Consider the following 20,073-nt stretch of genomic DNA (forward strand, 5'->3'; position numbering starts at 1 on the left):
CATCAGCGCTCAGTATGCTTCTCGCGTCTATCTTGAACCTGACAGTACCCTAGGGGAGTATCTATGCACATCCAGATCCGCCCGCTCGTTGCGGCCATCGCGGCCCTGGTAAACGCCGCCGCCTTTGCCGGCACCCTTGAGTTCCTCGACCAAGCGCCGGTGCCGCGCACCGATGCCGAAAAACGCGCCATCCTGACCGCAACCCGGGCCGTCGTTGATGGCCTACCCATCAACATCGCTTATCAGCTCATTCTGCGCTCGGGCCAGACCGGGGTCCAAGATCCCAATGGTTTCCGTTTTGGTCAGCTCTACGACATCCAGGGCCGTCCCCTGGTTGCCGAAGATGGCTCGCCCTATATCTCTAATGACAATGATTTTTCGTCGCTGCTGCGCGGTCGGCGCGACGGCAAGCTCTATATGGTCTCGCATTTCGAGTCGCGCCCCGGGGCCATGTATATCACCGAGCTCGCTCAGGACCCGGGTAATGGCCGTCTGACCGCGCTGCGCACCCGTCCGCTCGACTTCTCCCAGTTCAATGGCGGCTGGGTACATTGCGCTGGCAGCGTCACGCCCTGGGGAACCCATCTGGGTTCAGAGGAGTATGAGCCGGATGCCAAGCAGTGGCGCGATGGCAAGATCAGCGAATACAACGCTGCTATGGCCGCCTATTTCCGCGCTACGCCCGAAGAGGCCGGCACGGTGATGAACCCCTATGACTATGGCTGGCCGATCGAGGTCGTCGTCGATGACTACAATACCGTCTCGGTGCAGAAGCACTATGCCATGGGCCGCATCGCCCTCGAACTCGGCTATGTGATGCCCGACGGCAAGACGGTCTATTTGTCAGATGATGGGACCAATGTCGGTCTATTCCGGTTCATCGCCAGCCAACCGGGCAACCTGAGCGCAGGTGCGCTCTGGGTGGCCCAGTGGAACCAGAAGGATTCCAAGGGGGCCGGTCTGGCCAAGATCAATTGGATCTATCTGGGTTGGACCACAGATCAAGAGGTGCGCGATTGGATAGCCCGCTATCGCTTTGAAGACATCTTTGATGTGGCCGAGCCGGTCGCCGCAAGCAAGGACGCCCCGCCTACCTGTCCCGAAGGCTTTACCTCAATCAACGCCGGGCATGACGATGGTTCACACCAATGCCTGCGTCTGCGCGATATCAATGGGGACGGGGCGATCAACTGGAAGGATGAAAACATCGCCTCGCGCCTAGAGACCCGGCGCTGGGCGGCCATGCAAGGCGGGACCACCGAGTTCCGTAAGATGGAGGGTATCACCTATGACCCAGACCGCCAGCGCCTGTATGTGGCCATGTCCGAGATCGACCGCGGCATGCTCGATTACAGCCGCGCCGGCAAACCGCCCAAGAGCTATGACAAATACGACCGTGGCGGCCCGAACCATATTCGTCTCGATCAGCCCAATGTCTGCGGCGGGGTCTATGGCCTGCATCTCGACGGCAACTATACGGCGGTCGATATGTTCCCCGTAGTGGTCGGCCGCCCGCTGACCATGGACTATGGTGCGTCTGCCGAAGCGCCTGACTATGACAAGGTCAACAAATGCGACCTGAATGGGATCGCCAACCCCGATAATATCACCTATATCCCTAGCTATCACACCCTGATCATCGGTGAGGATACCGGCGCCGGTCACCAGAATGACGTCATCTGGGCCTATAACATCAATTCAGGCAAGCTGACCCGTCTCCAAACCACGCCCTATGGCTCTGAGACCACCTCGCCCTATATATATCCAAACATCAATGGCTTCGCCTATCTGATGTCGGTCGTCCAGCACCCCTATGGCGAATCGGACGAGGATAAGCTCGAGGAACCGGGCCAGCTCTTTGGCTATACAGGTTATTTCGTCTTCCCGCCCTTGAATAAATAAGGCCGAGATCTAGCTGGCGTTTTGTGCATTCGCGCTGACACCTGCATTAGATCAGCATTTCCCTGACGGCGTGCCCGTAGCCGGGCCGCCGTTATTTTTATGGAGGATGCTAGATGTCCCGTCATCAATCCTGGCTATTTATAATGGCTTTGACGATTCCCTGGCTCTTATCTGAAGCCGCAAGCCTCGATGAGCGGATCCTTCAGAACGAAACGCCCCATATCGTCTCGCAGTGTTATACGAAGATGGTCGATGCCCAGGGGCGGGTGCATAACCCCTGCTATACCTGTCACACCCGCTCGGAGCCGCCGAATTACATCAATGATCAGGATCTCCAGCTGGCCTTCAGCTTTCCAGCCCCTGCTGAGGAAAACCCTTGGAAGAATCTTTATAAGGACCGCCGGGCGGCGATGGCGGCGATCAGCGATGCCGAGATGCGCGCCTATCTCCGTCAAAGCAACTATCTGGATGCCGAGGGGCGTATCATCCCCGCCCAGCGTCTCGCCAAGCCGCCGGCGGACTGGGACTATAACGACAATGGGCGCTGGGAGGGTTTTATTCCGGATGCCTATTTTCGATTTGACGAGGAGGGCTTTGACCTCGACCCTGAAGGACGGCCAACGGGATGGCGGGCCTTTGCCTATTATCCCTTCCCCGGAACCTTTTGGCCGACCAATGGCTCGACCGATGATGTGCTGATCCGGCTAGCCGAGCCGTTCCGACGCGCCCTCAACGGTGAGTTTGACCGAACGGTCTATAAGACCAACCTCGCCATCGTCGAGTCTCTGATCCGCCGGCGCGACATCCCGATCGAACCGGTCGATGAGGCGGCGCTCGGCAGGGTGGACCTCGACCGCGATGGGGCGATCGGGACGGCCCAATGGGTGCGTTATGACTGGGCGCCGCGCGAGGGGCGGTTGATGTGGTATGTCGGTCAGGCCCTTGAGGAACAGCGGGCAGGACGCCTGCATCTGGCAGCAGGCCTCTATCCCGAGGGGACAGAGTTTTTGCATACCGTGCGCTATATCGATGTCGATGAACGCGGCGACAACAAGCTCTCGGCGCGCATGAAAGAGGTCCGCCATGCCATCAAGCGTTATTGGATGAGCTACGCGGACCTCGATCTGCGCCAGGCCGCCGAGTTTAAAGAGCGCCACGACTTCCCCGACCGGGTACGCGCCTTTCGCGGCAATCTTGAATCTGGTCTAAGCAACGATCAGGGCTGGGTCTATTCGGGCCTAATCGAGGATGCTGAGGGTCAATTGCGCCCGCAAAGCTATGAGGAACTGGCCTTTTGTATCGGCTGTCATGGCGGGATTGGGGCAACCACCGATTCAAGCTTTGCCTTTCCGCGTCGCCTCGGGGCCGATCACTTCCAGCGCGGCTGGTTCCATTGGAGCCAGAAGGGACTCGAGGGGCTCCCTGAACCCCTGCGACGCGATGGTGAGCCTGAGTATGCCTTTTATCTCAAGGTCAATGGGGCAGGGGATGAGTTTCGCCATAACCGCGAGGTGATGGCCCGTTTCTTTGACGCCAAGGGTGAACTCAAGCCGCAGATGCTTAAGCGTCTGCGCGAGGACATCAGCCTTCTGCTCTATGCCTCACCTGAGCGCGCCATGCAACTTAACAAGGCCTATCGCGTCATCGTCAAGGAACAAAGCTTTATCGAGGGACGGGACGCCATGATCGAGACCGCCGGCTTTGATGTCCACCCCTGGGTGGATCGCTATACCCCCACTGGGATCAAGGAGCCGTTGCTCGGCTACTGATGCTGTCGCTGAAAAGCTTCTATCCTTAGCGAGTTAGCATCTTACCCAGGAGACCAGGCGATGGCGGTTTGTCACCCAATCGGTAGGCGGGTGGGCAGTGGATGGTCGCTAAGGCGCTGTGTTGCGATATTGGCAGCATTGGCGGGGCTGAGCGACTCGACCAGCGCCCAGCCGCCATCTGTCGCTGGATCCCCTGCCCCTGCCATCCCTCTATCGCTCGAACCCTGGGTCCCCTGGGTCCTGGAGGAGGGGATGCCTGGACGCGACCTGCGTCTTTGCACCTTGGATGACCAAGGAAAGGAACGCCTATGCGCCTGGCCAGGGGTTTTGTCGTTAGAGATTGCTGAGGGCGGTGGGCGCTTTGTCCAGGAGTGGACGCTGGCAGCGTCGGCTTGGGTCTGGTTGCCTGGCGATGAGACCCACTGGCCGGAGTCGGTCCAGACCGCGGATCAAGCAACACCGGTCGTGTTACGGGATGGACGCCCGGCGGTTTTTCTGCCAGCGGGCCATCATCGCCTGAGCGGACGCTTTGTTTGGCGCCAGCCGCCCGAGTCGCTGCCCCTGCCGCCCGAGACCGTGCTGGTCACCCTGGTACAGGCGCAGGGTGCACCGCGCCCGGTCCAGCCCGATCGCGAGGGGCGGTTATGGCTGCGGGAGCCCGCCCAGACCCCTAGCGAGGAGCGCGAGCGGCTCGAGGTCAGGGTTTACCGGCTGATCGATGACGACCTGCCGCTGCGGGTGCTAACCCGGCTCGAACTCTCCATCTCTGGGCGTGCCCGCGAGATCCACCTGGGTCCGGTGTTACTCGCCGGCGGCATCCCCTTTGACCTGCACAGTTCCCTGCCGACTCGCCTTGAGCCGGATGGCAGTTTGCGCCTCCAGGCCCGTCCGGGGCGCTTTATCGTCCAGGTGGCGAGCCAGCACCCAGGGCTGATCGACCAGTTGAGGTGTCCTGCTTTGGCGGCGCCCTGGCCCCAGCGCGAGGTCTGGGCCTTCCTTGCCCATCCCGAGCGCAGGCGTGTCGAACCGCACGGTCTGGAACGGCTCGATCCCACCCAGTCCGGCATCCCGCCCGAATGGGCGCGCCTGCCGGTCTATGCTGCCGAGCCTGAGCAGACCCTGAGTCTTGCTGAGACTGGACGCGGCGATCCTGACCCCCAGCCCGACCGCCTGCGCCTGAACCGTGAGCTCTGGCTCGATTTCGCCGGCGGGGGTTGGAGCCTGCGCGACCGGCTGAGCGGTAACCTGACCCGAAGCTGGCGGATCGAGGTCCGCCCGGGGGTAGAGCTTGGTCAGGTACGGGTGGACGATCGACCGCTGCTGATCAGCCGTGTGAGTCCCGAAACCCCCCCGGGGGTCGAGGTGCGACACGGTGACCTGGAGCTGGTCGCTGAGAGCCGGATCTCAGGAGATGCCGGCTGGATACCGGCCTCGGGCTGGGCACTGACCCTGGATGGTGCCACGGCCCGAGTCAATCTGCCGCCGGGCTGGGATGTGCTCGCCGCCTTCGGCTCGGATCAGCCTCCAGAGACCTGGTTGAACCGCTGGACCCTGCTCGATCTCTTTTTGGTGCTGGTGATCACGCTCGGGGTCGGGCGTCTGTGGGGCCTGGGCTGGGGTTTCTTGGCCTTGATCGCGCTGGGTCTAACCTGGCTCGAATCCGGCGCACCCCATCTGGTCTGGCTGCATCTCTTGGCCGCTGCGGCCCTGTTGCGCCTGCTGCCGGACCAGCCTAGGAGTCAAGGCCTAAAACGCTGGGGTTTCTTGATACGCTGGTATCAACGCCTAGCATTGTTGACACTGCTGGTGATCGGCCTGCCGTTTCTGGTCGCTGAGGTGCGCAACGCCATCTATCCGCAGCTTGCCATGCCCGAGCCACCGACACCGGCCGGCGTATATAGATCCAAGGTGGTAGCGGACGAGGGGCGCCGTGCCCCAGCGTTGGCACGCGAGCCTCTGCCCGAATCCCTGATGCAGGACAAGGCGATCGGGATATCGGCCCCAGCACCCCGCCCGCTCGAACGCCTGGACCCCAAGGCCCTGATCCAGACCGGTCCGGGCATCCCAGATTGGCAATGGCGCTCGCTCGAACTGAGCTGGACGGGCCCAGTGGGACCCGAGGCCGGTGCGCGCCTATGGCTGCTGACGCCGGCGGTCAATCTGCTCTGGGCCTTGATCGGGGCGGTGCTGCTGGTGATCCTGGGTATCCGGCTGGCAGGTCTGGATCTGCGCGTGTCTTTCGCCAAGGGGCGGTCAGGGTCGGTCTTGCCCCTGATGCCCCTCGCCCAGATCGGTCTGGGCCTCCTGCTGGCTGGCGCCGCCGGCATCCCGCGTCTTGCCAGTGCCGAGCCGCCCGCTGCAGCGCAGGCAAGCGCTTTCCCCAGCCCCGAGCTCTTGCAGGAATTGCGCACCCGCCTGCTGAGGCCGCCTGAGTGTCTGCCTCAGTGCTTGAGCCTGGCAAGCTTAGAGATCAGGGTTGCCCCTGATCAGCTGACCCTGGAGCTCAGCCTGGATGCAGCGGCGCATCTCGCCGCCCCTGTATTGGACGGACGCTCCGGCTGGGTGCCGGCGCGGATCGTGCTCGATGGCGAAGCGCTCGATCGCCTGCGGCGCGATGGGGCGGGGCGGCTGCTGGTCCCCTTGATCCCAGGACGTCACCGGTTGCAGATGCAGGGTCCATTGGGGGCAGCGGAGCGGGTCGATCTTGCCTTGGCGCTCCAGCCGCACCGGGTCGAGGCCTTTGCCGAGGGCTGGCGGATCGAGGGTCTGGCTGCCGAGGGCCGTCCCGGGGCGCAGTTTCAGTTGCTGCGGCTAGCCGAGTCAGGGACAACGGCTGACCGTCCGCTGTTCCAGGACGCCCTACCCCCCTTGCTCTTGATCGAGCGCCGGCTCGACCTCGGATTGGTGTGGCGGGTCGAGACCCGAGTGCGGCGGCTCTCCGCACCGGCCTTTCCGGTTCTAGTCCAGGTGCCGCTGCTGCCCGGCGAGTCGGTCCAGACCGCTGGTCTTAAAATCGCGGATGGTCAGGTGCAGGTGGCCCTGGCCCCAGGACAGACCGAGCTTGCCTGGTCAGGTGGCCTGGAGCCGGTCAGCGCCCTGACCCTGACCGCCAGCACCGATCCGCATCTGACCGAGTCCTGGGTATTGAAGCTGGCCCCTATCTGGCATCTGGAGGGGATGGATCTTGCGCCCATCCATGCCCAGGGCCAGGGCGACGGCTGCCTGCCACAGTGGCGCCCCTTGCCTGGCGAGCGTCTGACCCTGCGCCTGAGCCGACCAGAGGCCGTCCCCGGATCTACCCTGACGCTCGATCAGGTCAGCCTACAGGTCGCACCCGGACAGCGCGGTAGCGATGCTACCCTGACCCTGAACGCCCGCAGCACTCAGGGTGGAACCTATCGACTGCATTTGCCCGCAGGTGCTGAGCTGCGCACCCTCAGCGCCGATGGCCGCGCTCTGCCGCTCCCGGCAACCCGTACTGGATGGATCGATCTGCCTCTGGTCCCGGGCAGCCAGATGCTAGGGCTGGGCTGGCGCTCTGATCGGCCCCTGACCCTGAATTTCAGCCCACCTCGTCCAGATCTGGGCCAAGAGGCGGTCAATATCCGGCAGTCTCTGCATCTGCCGGATGATCGCTGGGTGCTTTGGGTCTGGGGGCCGGGGATGGGTCCGGCGGTGCTGTTCTGGGGGCTGTTTGCGATCGTCTTTGGGCTTGCCCTGATCCTGGCCCGGTTACGCCTGACGCCCTTACGCTGGTCTGATTGGCTGCTGCTCGGCTTGGGTCTGGCCTTCTCCTCGATCTGGAGCGGCCTTATGGTAGCGGGTTGGTTGTTCGCCTTGGGCTGGCGCAGTCGGCTCGATCCGGCCCAGCTGCGCTGGTGGCATTTCAACCTGATCCAGGTCGCTTTGGTAGCCCTGACCCTGGTGGCGCTTGCGGCCCTGATCGGCGTGGTGCAACAGGGCCTGCTTGGCTATCCCGAGATGTGGGTGCGCGGGCAGGGTTCCAGCGCCACTGTCTTGAACTGGTATCAGGACCGCGGGGGACCGCTGCTGCCGCAGATCGGGGTGGTCTCGGTGCCCCTTTGGGTCTATCGCGTCCTGATGCTTGCCTGGGCCCTATGGTTGGCGGCCCATCTGCTCGCCTGGTTGCGCTGGGGATTTCTGAGTTTCACCCACCCGAGCCCTTGGCTGGAGCGGCCTAGGGGCGCGGCGGGTGCGCAGGCGGATGATCTAAGCCTCGATGGGGTTAGCGGTGCGCCCGGACAGCAAGGGGGGCAAGAGATCGACACGCCGGTCAACGCTCGCGGCGCTGGATGAGGCGTTTGAGACGTCTCTTCTTGGCGATCTGCCGGGGGGTGAGGGTGTTGCGCTTGCCCTCATAGGGGTTCTGTCCGGTCTTGAACTCGATACGCAGCGGGGTCCCGAAGAGGTCGAGACCCTCGCGAAAGCGGTTGATGAGATAGCGCTGGTAGGTCTCGGGGACCGCCTCGGTCTGGTTACCGTGGATGATGATGAACGGCGGGTTGCGTCCACCCTGATGGGCATAGCGCAACTTGATGCGCCGACCCTTCACCAGCGGCGGTGGGTGCTCTTGGACAGCGGATTCGAGCAGGCGATTGAGCTCAGGGGTGGACAGATCGCGGTTGGCATTGGCATAGACCAGATCCACGGCATCGAGCAGATGGCCTACGCCCGTCCCATGCAGGGCCGAGATGCGATAGACCGGCGCAAAGTCGAGAAAACGCAGCCGGCGCTCAAACTGGGTGCGCACCTGGGCACGAAGCTCGGGCTCTAGACCGTCCCATTTATTGATCGCCACGATCAAGGCGCGCCCGCTGTCGAGGATGTGGCTGCCCAAGGTGGCATCCTGTTCGGCGATCCCCGCCCGGGCATCGAGGACGAGGATCACGACATGGGCCTGATCGATCGCCTGCAGGGTCTTGATGACGCTGAACTTTTCGATCGGGTCATCGATGCGGGCGCGGCGGCGCAGGCCCGCAGTGTCGATCAGGGTATAACGCTGCTCTTGGCCGGGACGTTCAAAGGGGATGAAGATGCTATCGCGGGTGGTGCCTGGGCTGTCGAAAGTGACCAGACGCTCCTCGCCGAGCAGCCGATTGATCAGGGTGGATTTGCCGACATTGGGACGACCGACGACCGCAACCCTGATCCGCTCGGGGTCTGCGGCGGACAGGTCGGTACCCGCCACAGTCTCCGGGAGATGTTCGAGGACCTGTTCGATCAGGTCATGGACACCCATCCCTTGCGTGGCAGAAATTGTCCAGGGCTCGCCGAGGCCAAGCTGGTGAAAGTCGGCGGACAGGATCGACGGATTGCCGATATCACTTTTATTGACGGCCAGGGTCAGGGGCTTGCCGAGACGGCGCAGGCGCTGGGCGAGTGCCAGGTCCTCCGGGGTGCAACCGACCCTGGCATCGACGAGAAAGAGCAGGTGATCGGCCTCGTCGATCGCGCGCTGGACCTGGCGCTCCATCAGGGTCTCGATACCGCTGGGGGTCGTACCAATGCCGCCGGTATCGACCACGACATAGGGTCTGGAACCCAGCCGTCCGATCCCATACTGGCGATCTCGGGTCAGGCCAGGCAGGTCGGCGACCAAGGCGGCACGGGTGCGCGTCAGGCGATTGAACAGGGTCGATTTGCCGACATTGGGCCGGCCGATCAGGGCAATGACGGGCAACATGGCTCAAAGGGGTAGGGTGGGCAAGGTTGCCCACCGGTGTGATTTATCGCTCGTTCCTCATGGGTACTAGGGCTAGGGCTGCTGCAAGGCGCAGAGGGTACCATCCTCGCCATAGATATAGACCCGCCCCTCGGCAACCAGGGGACGGGCACTGATCCTGGACTTGGCTAGACGGGCGCGCCCGATCAGGGCGCCGTCGCGCTTGGCGAGCAGATGTACATAGCCTTCTAGGTCGCCTACCAGGAGATTATTCCCCAGGATGGCAGGTGCGGTCAGCCGCCGATAGTGCAACTGATCCTGTTTCCAGCGCCCGGCGCCGTCCCGAGGATCAGCAGCCCACACCTGGTCCTCCGAATCTGTGATATAGATCCCTTCGGCATCGGCTGCCAGCCCTGCATGGACTGATAGCTTACGCCGCCAGAGCACCTCGCCGCGCTTGTCTTGAACACCCGCGAGGTCGCCGTTGTAAGCGCCGATATAGATCGTCTCGCCTACCCAGATGGGATCGGCGTCGATGTCGGTGATACGTGCAAGCTCGGTGCGTCCGCCTGGGCGAGTAATGACGACCTCCCAAAGCGGCAATCCATCGCTTGGGCTGAGTTTGACCAGCTTGCCGCCTGCCAGCCCAATCACGATCCCGTCCTCGGTTAAGAGCGGCGTGCTGCTGCCGCGCAGGGTCAGGACCGGCGGGGGATAATTGACCCGCCACTGGATCTGTCCCGTCGCTGCGTCCAGGCTATAGATACTGTCATCGAGCGTATGGACGATCACCCGTCCGCCAGCAGATGGGTCGGGGCGATAGCGGGGAACGGCCAGGATCTCGGCACCGACCGAGGTCCGCCAGAGTTCTTGTCCGTCCTGGAGGGACAGGGCGACCACCTCGCCTTGGCTGGTCCCCACGAGGAGACGCTCGCCGGCAACCTCTGGGCCGGCGCTGATCTTTAAACCGGTCTCGCGGCGCCAGAGCTCGCGTCCTGAGCCCGCATCGAGTGCCACGACCCGCCCAGGCGCGTCTGCCACATAGAGCCGCCCAGCGGCGAGCGCCGGCACAAGGCGCAGTTGGCGCCCTTCAGTGCCGCGAGTCGGCTGGGCCGACCAGGACACCACCAGACCCTGCTCTTGGGCTAGGGGCGGGAGGGGCGAGGGGGGGTGCGGGTCCCGTTCAGGTGCCAGCCAGGGGATCATGCCACAGCCCGATAACCACAAGGCGAAGACCAGGGGCGGGCCAAGACGTCCGATCACTGACCATTCCCCAGGCCGCGGCAGGATCACCTCAAGCTGCCACCCTATCTTGGCCATCTCCGCATCTCTCAATTTTGAGGTAGGAGGCTATCGAGTTTGAGACGGATCAGCATTGCCAGCGGACTGCCGAGCTCGATCGCCCGCTGATAGGCGGATTCGGCTGCGGCACGATCGCCGCGCGTCAGCGCGATGTCACCGCGCACCGCTGCAAAATCAGCCGCAAAGGCGGGGCTAGTATCGTAACGTTCGATTGTCTTTGCCGCCGCCTCGACCTGGTTTTCTGCAAACTGGATGCGTGCCAGGCGCAAGGCTGCGAGCCGGGCGATTGCCGGGTCTGGCGCCTGATCGATCGCCCGCTGTAATTGGTTCATCGCCTCAGAGACCTGCCCAGCCTCATACAGCACCTTGGCGGCGACTAGGGCCCCGAGCGCTGGATAGGCTGTCGATCCGAACGCATCGGCAAGCGCGGCGCTATGTTTCAGCACCGCCTCGGTCTGTTTGTCCGAGGCCGCGAGTATGAGCTGTTCAAAGAGGACCGATGCCTGAGTTGCGGTCTGTTGCTGATGGCCAATCCATAGCCGCCAGCCCCAGATGAGACCTAGACCAATCAGGGCGCCAGCGATGATGGCGGTCCCGTTGTCTTTCCACCAGCGCTTGATGGCCTCAAGCCGTTCCTCGTCGGTTTCGTATTGCACGCTAGGCTCCCATTCCGGCACTTGCCGGCATGACGACATTGACTGAAAGCTCGTCTGCGAGCACAGCGACCAGGGTTTCGAAATCGAGGTCGCGCTGATCCTCAGGGGCGCGCAGGTCCTTGATGCCGATCAGCCCGCGCTCGAGCTCGGCCTCACCCAGGACCAAAGCAAAACGCGCGCCGCTCTTATCGGCTCGCTTGAACTGGGCCTTAAAGCTCCCCCCTCCGCAATTGACCAGCAGCCGCAGCCCCGGCAGCCTGTCGCGCAGCCGCTCGGCCAGGCGTAGCGACTCGATGTCTGCCCTTTCGCCGAGCGCGACCAGATAGGCATCGACGGCTGGATGGGCACTGCGATTCCCTTGTCCTAGAAGCTCGACTAGCCGCTCGATCCCGAGCGCAAAACCGATCGCCGGCGTTGGGCGCCCGCCAAGCTGGGCGATGAGACCATCATAGCGCCCGCCGGCGCAGACCGTACCCTGGGCACCCAGTTGCTCGGTGATCCACTCAAAGACCGTGCGATTGTAATAATCGAGCCCCCGCACCAAGCGCGGATTGATACGATAGGCGATGGCAAGTGCATCAAGACCAGCGCACAGCGTTTCGAAATGGGCGCGGCTCTCTGCCCCCAAGACATCGAGCAGCCTGGGGGCCCCCACCAGGATCTCCTGGGTGCCGGGGTCTTTGCTGTCCAGGATACGCAGCGGATTGGTCTCAAGCCGGCGCCGGCTGTCGGGATCGAGACGGTCAGCATAGGGCCTAAGATACTCGACCAGACGCGCGCGATAGACCTGGCGCTCTGTATTGTCCCCCAGGGTATTAAGCTCCAGGCGTAGCTCACCCAGGCCCAGACTGCGCCACAGGCGGGCGGTGAGCAGGATCATCTCGATATCGATGTCAGGACCCAAAAGGCCAAAGACCTCGACCCCGATCTGATGGAACTGCCGGTAGCGCCCGCGCTGTGGACGCTCGTATCTGAACATGGGGCCTCGGTACCATAGACGCTGCGGCTGCTGGATCAGACCATGCTCGATGGCCGCACGCACGCATCCGGCCGTCCCCTCGGGGCGCAGGCTAAGCGAGTCGCCATGCCGGTCGAGAAAGCTATACATCTCCTTTTCGACGATGTCGGTCACTTCGCCGATCGAACGGTTGAAGAGCTCGGTGACCTCTACCAGCGGCGTGCGGATCTCCTGATAGCCATAGGCCGTAAGCACGGCGCGCGCAGTGTCTTCGATATACTGCCATAGGCCGACGCGATCCGGCAGGATGTCGTGCATCCCCCGGATCGCCTGAATGGATTGCGTCATCATCGCTTGTGCAATGGCGTTAGACCTGTCGGTCGTATGTAGCGGGCGGTATGACAGCAAGGCGGCACCATCCAGCTCGGGCGAAGCCCGGCTCGCCCATCCATCCTGTTCGGTAGGCGGCATAGATGGCAAGGCCTGCCGATCATAGAACCCTTGGCCTCAACCGGGGATTGATTGACCCTGGTCCTAGATTTAGGGCCGCCCGATGCTTTGGGTAGATGTGGGTTGCAACGGATCGAGAGAAAAACGGGCGACATTGCCGCGGGCATTTGCCTTGAGGTCATAGGGCTGGCCGCCGACCTTGAGCTGGGTGACCGAGGCGTTGCCGACGACGATTTTATAGGGTGGTTTACCCTGGACCACCCGCCGATCGCCAGCCTGCATCTTACCGCTCAGGATGGATTTGCCATCAGCACCGCGCACGTCGAGCCAGGAGGTCCCCGTAAACTCGAACACGAGTTCGGACCCGCCTGCGGAGTCTTGGGCAGGTGATTGAGGGGCGGTATGCTGAGCCGGTAGCGTTGCCGCGGGTACATCGGCCTCGTCTTCATTATCGGTCTCTGGCACAACAGTAGGGGATGGTGCCGGGCTGACAGCGGTCACGACCTGAGCCTGAGGGATGGGTTCAGGCAGGGTGAGCGGAGTAGGATTGGTCGTAGCGGTGCGCGTTAGCTCGCGCAAAGGGATAGTCTCTGGCGGAGCGGGGATGACCGGTGCTGCTTGCTCAGCGGCTGGGGCCTGCGGCGCCGCGGCCGATGAGGTCTGCTGGGCAGTCTGCCAAGAAAATGCATGCGACTGATTGCCTTGTCCGCGCAGCCATAAGACCCCGCCTCCCGCCGCAAACCCTGCGAACAGGAGGACAACTGCCCAAACCCAGTATATGGACATGTCTGGATGCTTGGTTGAACGCCCCTCGGATGCCGGTTGAATCAGGGTGGGCTCAGAGGGAGGGACCAAGGCGCGATAGGCGGCTATCATGGGGGTTGGGTCAACCCCCAACAGACGCGCATAGTTTTTGATATAGCCGATCACGAAGACCGGTGCTGGCAGACGGTCGTATTGATCGCCTTCAATCAGCTCGACGACCTGGCGATGGAGATGGAGTTGGGCCGCTACCCGGTCGATATCGAGTTTGCGCACTTCACGCAATGCCCGCAATTGGCGTCCCGGTGTCTCATGGGTCTCGAACCGGGCGGTGTCCTCTACAGGCATGGATTTCATCAAAGGAGTCATGACGTGATCAGTAGTCGCTGTTTGCGTAGATACTCATGGATTCAGCCCGCCTAGCGCGCCCGCGGCTTCTAAAGACAACGCACAGCATGAGGGGACCCAGGATAGACACTAGGTCAAGGTGTCCTCTGCGAGGTTACGGCATTGGGGAAGTTTTCAACCAAGGCCTTCTGATAGAAGGCCGCCTGTTTGCGGTTGCCCAGGGTACGTTCTGCCTCGATCCCCACCCGTAAGGCGATCTGAGAGGCGGCTGGGGTGCGCATCGTCTGGGGGTTGAAATAGCGATCGATATAATCTTTCGCAGCCTTGGCATCGCCCCGTCTCATCGCCAGCTCGGCCAATTTAACGAGCGGATAACCATAGGTTGGGCTGGCCTGAAGCGCGGCACGATAATGGGTCTCGGCCTTGGTCGTATCCCCCGACTCGAGGGCACAGTTGCCGGCATTGCTCAAGGCGATCCAAGGGGTCGCATAGACCGGATTGTCGGCGGCCTTGAGGAAATAGCTGTCAGCCTCGGCAAAGCGGCGCTGGTTGCAGAGAAAGGACCCATAGGCATTCAGCACATCTGGGTTATTGGGCCCCAGCTCAAGGGCGCGCTGATAATGCTCAGCCGCTTTGCCGGTTTGCCGCAACTGCTCAAATAAAAAGGCGAGCCAGACATGCGCCGGCGGATAGCGTTCATCCGTCTCAACGGCCTGCTCGGCATGTCTGAGCGCCAGCTCGTTTTTACCGAGCCGATAATATTCCTTGGCCAGCTCGACATACAGCTCGGCAGGACTGTCTTTCGGCGTCAGCCCCAGGGTATCGTCTACACCCTTGAGTGCTGTCTTGCTGCTGCAAGCAGCCAATGACAGGCTTAAGCTGGTCGCCGCAAGCAGAGGCAGGATGGATGAAGGCCCTTTCATCGTCACAGCGCAAAATTTGCTGTCATCCGCCCCGTCCGGTCGGCGACCCGTCCCACCAATTGACCGCAGGCTGCCGAAACCTCGTCGCCGCGGGTCTTGCGGATCAACGTCCTAATCCCCGAGCGCATCAGACGCTCTTGGAATGCTCCGATCCGCTCGGGCGGCGAGGTACGAAAGTCGCTGTCGGTAAAAGGATTAAACGGGATCAGATTGACCTTGGACGGCACCCCCTCCAACAGCCGGATGAGCTGCTTGGCATGGGCGAGGCTGTCGTTGACCCCATCGAGCACGACATATTCCCAGGTCACCTTGCGCCTGGGATCACCCGCGACATAGTGCCTGCAGGCGGGGATGAGCTCAGCCAAGGGATATTTACGGTTGATCGGGACCAGAAGATCGCGCAGCTCATCGTTCGGGGCGTGCAACGAGACGGCAAGCGAGACATCGCTGACCTCGCGCAGGCGGTAGATCTGCGGCACCAGGCCAGAGGTGCTTAAGGTCACCCGATGTTTGGAGAGCATATAGGCGAGGTCATCCTGCATGATCGCCATCGCCTTGACTGCGGCATCGAAATTGGCGAGCGGCTCGCCCATCCCCATCATGACCGCATTGCTCGGCACCCGTCCCAGGCGCCGGACCGCTTGCCAGACCTGGCCGATGATCTCAGATACCTGCAGATTGCGGTTAAAACCCTGGCGAGCGGTGGCGCAAAAGGCACAGTTCAGCGCACAGCCCACCTGCGATGAGACGCACAGCGTCAGCCGCCGCCCCTCGGGGATGGCGACGGTCTCGATGCGCTGACCATCGGCGAGCTCAAGGGCCCATTTGATCGTGCCATCCGGGGCCTGGTGCTCCTCGACGATCTGCGGTAGGCGCAGCTCGACCGTTTCGGCCAGGGCCGCACGCAATGACTTGGGCAGATCGGTCATGGCCTCAAGGTCGAGCACCCCGTGTTTGTGCACCCATTTGAAGAGATTGCGCCCATGAAATGGCTTGCTCCCCAGACCAACGGCCAAGGATTCATAGCCAGGGAGGTCGAGGTCGAGCAGGTTGGGTGCGACGGCAGTGGCGCTCATGACCCGGGAAGATCCTCAGCGGGTACGCGGGCAGACGCCCTCGGGGAAGAAAAAAGCGATCTCGACCGCTGCGGTCTCGGACGAGTCCGAGCCATGCACGGCGTTTTCGGTGAGCGAGTCTGCGAAATCGGCGCGGATAGTGCCCGGCGCCGCGTTGGCCGGATTGGTGGCGCCCATGATCTCGCGGTTCTTGGCCACCGCATCCTCGCCCTCGAGGACCGTTACCAAGACTGGCCCAGAGCTCATGAACTCGACGAGCTCATCGAAAAAGGGCTTGCCCTGATGGACGGCATAGAAGGCGCTGGCCTGTTCGCGGCTCATATGTAGCATGCGCGCCGCGACGATCCTGAGGTCCGCCGTCTCGAATCGGCTCAGGATCTGGCCGATGACGTTTTTCGCCACGGCATTGGGCTTGATGATGGATAGGGTGCGTTCAATGGCCATGCGGGCTCCTTGCTGAAAAGATCATTGAAATCGCTGATCGGAGAATGAAAAGGGGCAACTGGGGACAAGGACCCAGCCGGTATTGGGTGATCGATTTCATCAGTTTAACGCCCAGCGCTGGTTGGGGCAATGGCGCCAGGGCAGGGCAATCGCATGAAAGCTAGGGTAAAAGCTGAATACCCCCACTGCCAGCGCCAGCGTACGGTTTGAGTGTTCACTGACGAATTTATTGATAAGAAACACATGCTTTTGAAATTGAGTGAGCTGTCCTGATGTCGTGGGCATGGAAAGACGAGACATGAGATTGCTGTCGTTTGCGGCACGCGAAGAGCGGCGGCGTGGCTGGAGGTATGAAGCGATAGGCGCGCAGAGGGGATTGTTGGGCGCAGGGGTGTTCGACATCTGCAAAGGCTATGGGCGCGAAGGGGCCCAAGGGCTCAAGGAAAGGTGGGTGAGAAGCGGGCGCTGTTGGCGGAGCAGGACGCCCAGATACGCAAGCTCATGTGCGACGGGACACCGGATGAGCTGAAGCTGCCGTTTGCGCTGTGGAGCCGGCAGGCGGTGCGGCAGTTGATCCTCGGCTGTTTTGGCATCGAGCTCAGGCCGCAGGGGGAGGGCAAGTACATGGCGCGCTGGGGATTGACGCCCCAGAAACCGATTCGGCGCGCCTATGAGCAAAGCCCGCCGGCGGGCAAGACATGGCTTGAGGAGACCTACCCGGACATTGCCCGGCGCGCCAAGGCCGAGGGCGCCGAAATCCACTGGGGCGATGAAACGGGGCTGCGCTCGGACGAGGTGCGCGGGCGCTCTTATGCGCCGGCGATCAAGACGCCCGAGATTCGCGTCACGCACCGTCGCGAAGGCCTGTCGGTGATCTCGACGCTGACCAACCGCGGCAAGGTGCCTTGGAAGGCGTTCGCGGGGGCGATGAACGCCGACATCCTGATCGACTTCATGAAGCGGCTCGTCAAGGACGCCAGGGGCAAGAAGATCTTCCTCATCCTCGACAACCTGCGCGTGCATCACACCAAGCCGGTCAAGGCCTGGCTGGCTGCATGCGCCAATCAAATCGAGGCCTCCTCCCTCCCCCCCTACAGTCCAGCACTGAACCCCAACGAGATGCTCAAAGCCACCATCACCGCGCAGGCGCCCTCCCGCACCAAGGACGATCTGAAGAAGGCGACCGTCAGCCACCTGCGCCGCCTTCTCAATTCCCCCCAACGCATCATGCGCTACTTCCAGCATCCCAAGCTCCATGATGCCGCGTAATATAAGTTCATTGGCTTCGGATCAATAAAAGGTTCAAACGGATGTAACGGATGTCCTGCTGCAATGAGGCGTGGTTGCGCTGCAGGATCGCTCTAAGTAAACGCTGATGGGTTCGCGGCCCCCACCTGCAGCCTTCGCATCTCACTGAGGTTTCTGGATTCCGTTCCGGCCTTCGCCAGGATGACGAACGCCGGAACCCAGATAGGGAACTTTTTCAGTGTTTCCTTAACGCGGCGCGTAACCTTTGTGCTGCGGTCACTAGGTTGCGCAGCGCGGGCTCGACCTCGGGCCACTGGCGGGTCTTGAGCCCACAGTCAGGGTTGACCCAGAGGCGCTCGGGGGGGATGCGCTCTGCAGCCTTTTTGAGGAGCTCAACCATCTGCTCTACCTCGGGGACATTGGGCGAGTGGATGTCATAGACCCCAGGGCCGATGGCGTTTGGATAATTGAACTCGGCAAATCCATCCAGAAGCTCCATGTTTGAACGCGCGGTCTCGATAGTGATGACATCGGCATCGAGCGCGGCGATCGCGGGCAGGATGTCGTTGAACTCCGAATAACACATGTGGGTGTGGATCTGGGTCTGATCCTCGACCCCGCTGCTCGCAATCCGAAAACAGCGTACCGCCCAATCGAGATACCCGTCCCAGTCGGCGCGTCTTAAGGGCAACCCCTCGCGGAATGCGGGTTCATCGATCTGGATCACCCGAATCCCCGCGCGCTCGAGCTCCAACACCTCGTCGCGCAGCGCCAGGGCGAGCTGCAGACAGGTCGCGGAACGCGGTTGATCATCGCGCACGAACGACCATTGCAACATGGTGACCGGCCCAGTCAACATCCCTTTCATGGGTCTTTGCGTCAGCGACTGGGCATAGGTGATCCAATCGACCGTCATCGACCCGCGGCGGGCGACATCGCCGAAGAGGATCGGCGGCTTGACACAGCGCGAGCCATAGCTCTGGACCCAGCCATTGCGGGTGACGGCAAAGCCCTCTAGCAGCTCTGCGAAATATTCGACCATGTCGCTGCGCTCGGGTTCGCCGTGGACCAAGACATCGAGCCCGAGCGCCTCTTGGCGTTCGACAACCTCTTTGATCTTCGCTCGCATCTGCCCTTGGTATGCCTCGGAGCTCAAGGCGCCTGTCTTTAAGGCATGGCGGGCGGCGCGGATCTCGGGCGTCTGGGGGAATGAGCCGATGGTGGTGGTCGGCAGGAGGGGCAGCCCAAGCGCTGCCTGTTGCAAGGCCGCGCGCTGAGAATAGGGGCTTTGACGCCGGCTCATGGACTCAGTGACCGCAGACATCGCAGCCCGAATCTCGGCGCGGCGGGTGCGCGCTGAGTTGCGGCGCGTTGCAACGGTCGTACGGCTTGATCCCAATGCCTCGGCCACCGCCGACCGCCCCTCGGTCAGGGCGCGCTTGAGTATATTGAGCTCGGAGAGCTTTTGCACCGCGAAGGCAAGCCAACTGCGCAGCTCCGGATCGAGATCGCTCTCTGGGGCAAGATCTACGGGGACATGGAGCAACGAACAGGAGCTCCCCAGCCACAGGCGCTTGCCCAAGCGATCATATAAGGGTTCGAGCCGATCGAGGAGCGATTCGAGATCGGTGCGCCAGAGGTTGCGTCCATCGATGATGCCGGCAGAGAGGACCTTGTGCCCCCCCAGCCAATCGGCCACGCGCTCGAGCTGCTGCGGCGCGCGCACTGCATCGATATGCAGACCCTCAACCGGCAGGTGACAGGCCAGTTGCAGGTTATCCGCGAGCTCGCCGAAATAGGTGGTCAGCAGGAGCCTAGGGCGATCGCCGGCAAGCTGCGGGTAGGCGAGCTCAAAGGCACGCCGCCAGTCGTTGGGCAGGTCCAATACCAGGATCGGCTCGTCCATCTGCACCCATTCGACCCCTTGCGCGCGCAGGCGCTTGAGGACCTCGGCATAGACCGCAAGCAGGTCATCCAAGAGCTCTAGCCGATCGAATGGTTTGCCCTTGGTCTTGCCCAGCCATAGATAGGTCAGGGGCCCGATCAGCACTGGGCGGGGATTTAGGCCCAGCGCCTTGGCCTCCTCGACCTGGGCAAATAGGGTTTGGCTGCTGAGGGCAAAGGACTGATCGCGATGAAACTCGGGGACCAGATAGTGATAGTTGGTATCGAACCACTTGGTCAGCTCGCAGGCAGCGGCGGGTTTGCCGGTCGGTGCACGCCCGCGCGCCATCCGAAAATAGGTATCCAGATCGACCTCAGCCCCTTGGGGATGGGCGAATCGGGGCGGGACCGTGCCGAAGAGGGCGCTGTGATCGAGCACCTGATCATAGAGCGAAAAATCGCCAACCGGCACCTGATCGAGACCTGCCGCCTGCTGAAGCCGCCAATGGCGCTCCCTGAGCGCCCGCGCCGTCTCAAGGAGGCCTTCGCGCTCGCTCTTGCCCCTCCAGTAGGACTCGAGGGCCCATTTGAGCTCGCGCTGGGCGCCGATGCGCGGAAAGCCTAGGATATGTGCAATGGTCATGGCGGTGACTCTGTTGTGTTTGACA

14 protein-coding genes are annotated in these 20,073 nt (G+C 62.4%); 4 read left to right on the forward strand and 10 right to left on the reverse strand.

Annotated features, from left to right (window positions below):
- Positions 1-63: 63 nt before the first annotated feature.
- From GWK36_RS04820 to GWK36_RS04830, 3 genes are all read left to right on the forward strand, one after another.
- Entirely contained in the window at positions 64-1,902 is a 1,839-nt protein-coding gene (locus tag GWK36_RS04820; protein WP_166270184.1) for an alkaline phosphatase PhoX, read from the forward strand.
- Between the two features lie 143 nt (positions 1,903-2,045).
- On the forward strand, positions 2,046-3,671 hold the full coding sequence (locus GWK36_RS04825) for a hypothetical protein (RefSeq protein WP_166270185.1): 1,626 nt from the start codon (positions 2,046-2,048) through the stop codon (positions 3,669-3,671).
- Between the two features lie 252 nt (positions 3,672-3,923).
- Positions 3,924-7,988 (forward strand): hypothetical protein, encoded by a 4,065-nt coding sequence (locus tag GWK36_RS04830; RefSeq protein WP_166270186.1) that lies wholly within the window; start codon positions 3,924-3,926, stop codon positions 7,986-7,988.
- Here GWK36_RS04830 and der read toward each other — a convergent pair.
- From der to GWK36_RS04875, 9 genes are all read right to left on the reverse strand, one after another.
- Positions 7,966-9,375, reverse strand: coding sequence for a ribosome biogenesis GTPase Der (gene der, locus GWK36_RS04835; RefSeq protein WP_166270187.1), 1,410 nt, complete (start codon positions 9,373-9,375; stop codon positions 7,966-7,968). The genes GWK36_RS04830 and der overlap by 23 nt on opposite strands.
- Positions 9,376-9,447: 72 nt before the next feature.
- Positions 9,448-10,674, reverse strand: a complete 1,227-nt coding sequence (gene bamB / locus GWK36_RS04840; RefSeq protein WP_166270188.1) for an outer membrane protein assembly factor BamB — start codon at positions 10,672-10,674, stop codon at positions 9,448-9,450.
- 11 nt (positions 10,675-10,685) lie between these two features.
- The gene (locus GWK36_RS04845) at positions 10,686-11,312 is read right to left on the reverse strand and encodes a YfgM family protein (RefSeq protein ID WP_166270189.1); all 627 of its coding nucleotides are present in this window, start codon (positions 11,310-11,312) and stop codon (positions 10,686-10,688) included.
- A 1-nt stretch (position 11,313) separates the two neighbouring features.
- Positions 11,314-12,618, reverse strand: a complete 1,305-nt coding sequence (gene hisS / locus GWK36_RS04850; RefSeq protein WP_166272467.1) for a histidine--tRNA ligase — start codon at positions 12,616-12,618, stop codon at positions 11,314-11,316.
- 192 nt (positions 12,619-12,810) lie between these two features.
- On the reverse strand, positions 12,811-13,830 hold the full coding sequence (locus GWK36_RS04855) for a RodZ domain-containing protein (protein ID WP_166270190.1): 1,020 nt from the start codon (positions 13,828-13,830) through the stop codon (positions 12,811-12,813).
- Positions 13,831-13,964: 134 nt separating this feature from the next.
- Positions 13,965-14,753, reverse strand: coding sequence for a type IV pilus biogenesis/stability protein PilW (pilW, locus tag GWK36_RS04860; RefSeq protein WP_166272469.1), 789 nt, complete (start codon positions 14,751-14,753; stop codon positions 13,965-13,967).
- A 2-nt stretch (positions 14,754-14,755) separates the two neighbouring features.
- Positions 14,756-15,829: a dual-specificity RNA methyltransferase RlmN gene (rlmN, locus tag GWK36_RS04865; protein WP_166270191.1), complete on the reverse strand. Its 1,074-nt coding sequence runs from the start codon at positions 15,827-15,829 to the stop codon at positions 14,756-14,758.
- A 15-nt stretch (positions 15,830-15,844) separates the two neighbouring features.
- The gene (gene ndk / locus GWK36_RS04870) at positions 15,845-16,273 is read right to left on the reverse strand and encodes a nucleoside-diphosphate kinase (RefSeq protein ID WP_166270192.1); all 429 of its coding nucleotides are present in this window, start codon (positions 16,271-16,273) and stop codon (positions 15,845-15,847) included.
- Positions 16,274-16,372: 99 nt separating this feature from the next.
- On the reverse strand, positions 16,373-16,573 hold the full coding sequence (locus tag GWK36_RS04875) for a hypothetical protein (protein ID WP_166268954.1): 201 nt from the start codon (positions 16,571-16,573) through the stop codon (positions 16,373-16,375).
- A gap of 102 nt (positions 16,574-16,675) precedes the next feature.
- Between GWK36_RS04875 and GWK36_RS04880 the strand changes: the two genes are divergently transcribed.
- On the forward strand, positions 16,676-17,542 hold the full coding sequence (locus GWK36_RS04880) for an IS630 family transposase (RefSeq protein WP_246237794.1): 867 nt from the start codon (positions 16,676-16,678) through the stop codon (positions 17,540-17,542).
- A 214-nt stretch (positions 17,543-17,756) separates the two neighbouring features.
- On the opposite strand, the gene metE is transcribed toward GWK36_RS04880, so the two are convergent.
- Entirely contained in the window at positions 17,757-20,048 is a 2,292-nt protein-coding gene (gene metE, locus GWK36_RS04885; RefSeq protein ID WP_166270193.1) for a 5-methyltetrahydropteroyltriglutamate--homocysteine S-methyltransferase, read from the reverse strand.
- Positions 20,049-20,073: the final 25 nt, after the last annotated feature.

The sequence above is a fragment of the Caldichromatium japonicum genome (assembly GCF_011290485.1).
GTDB classification, from domain to species: domain Bacteria; phylum Pseudomonadota; class Gammaproteobacteria; order Chromatiales; family Chromatiaceae; genus Thermochromatium; species Thermochromatium japonicum.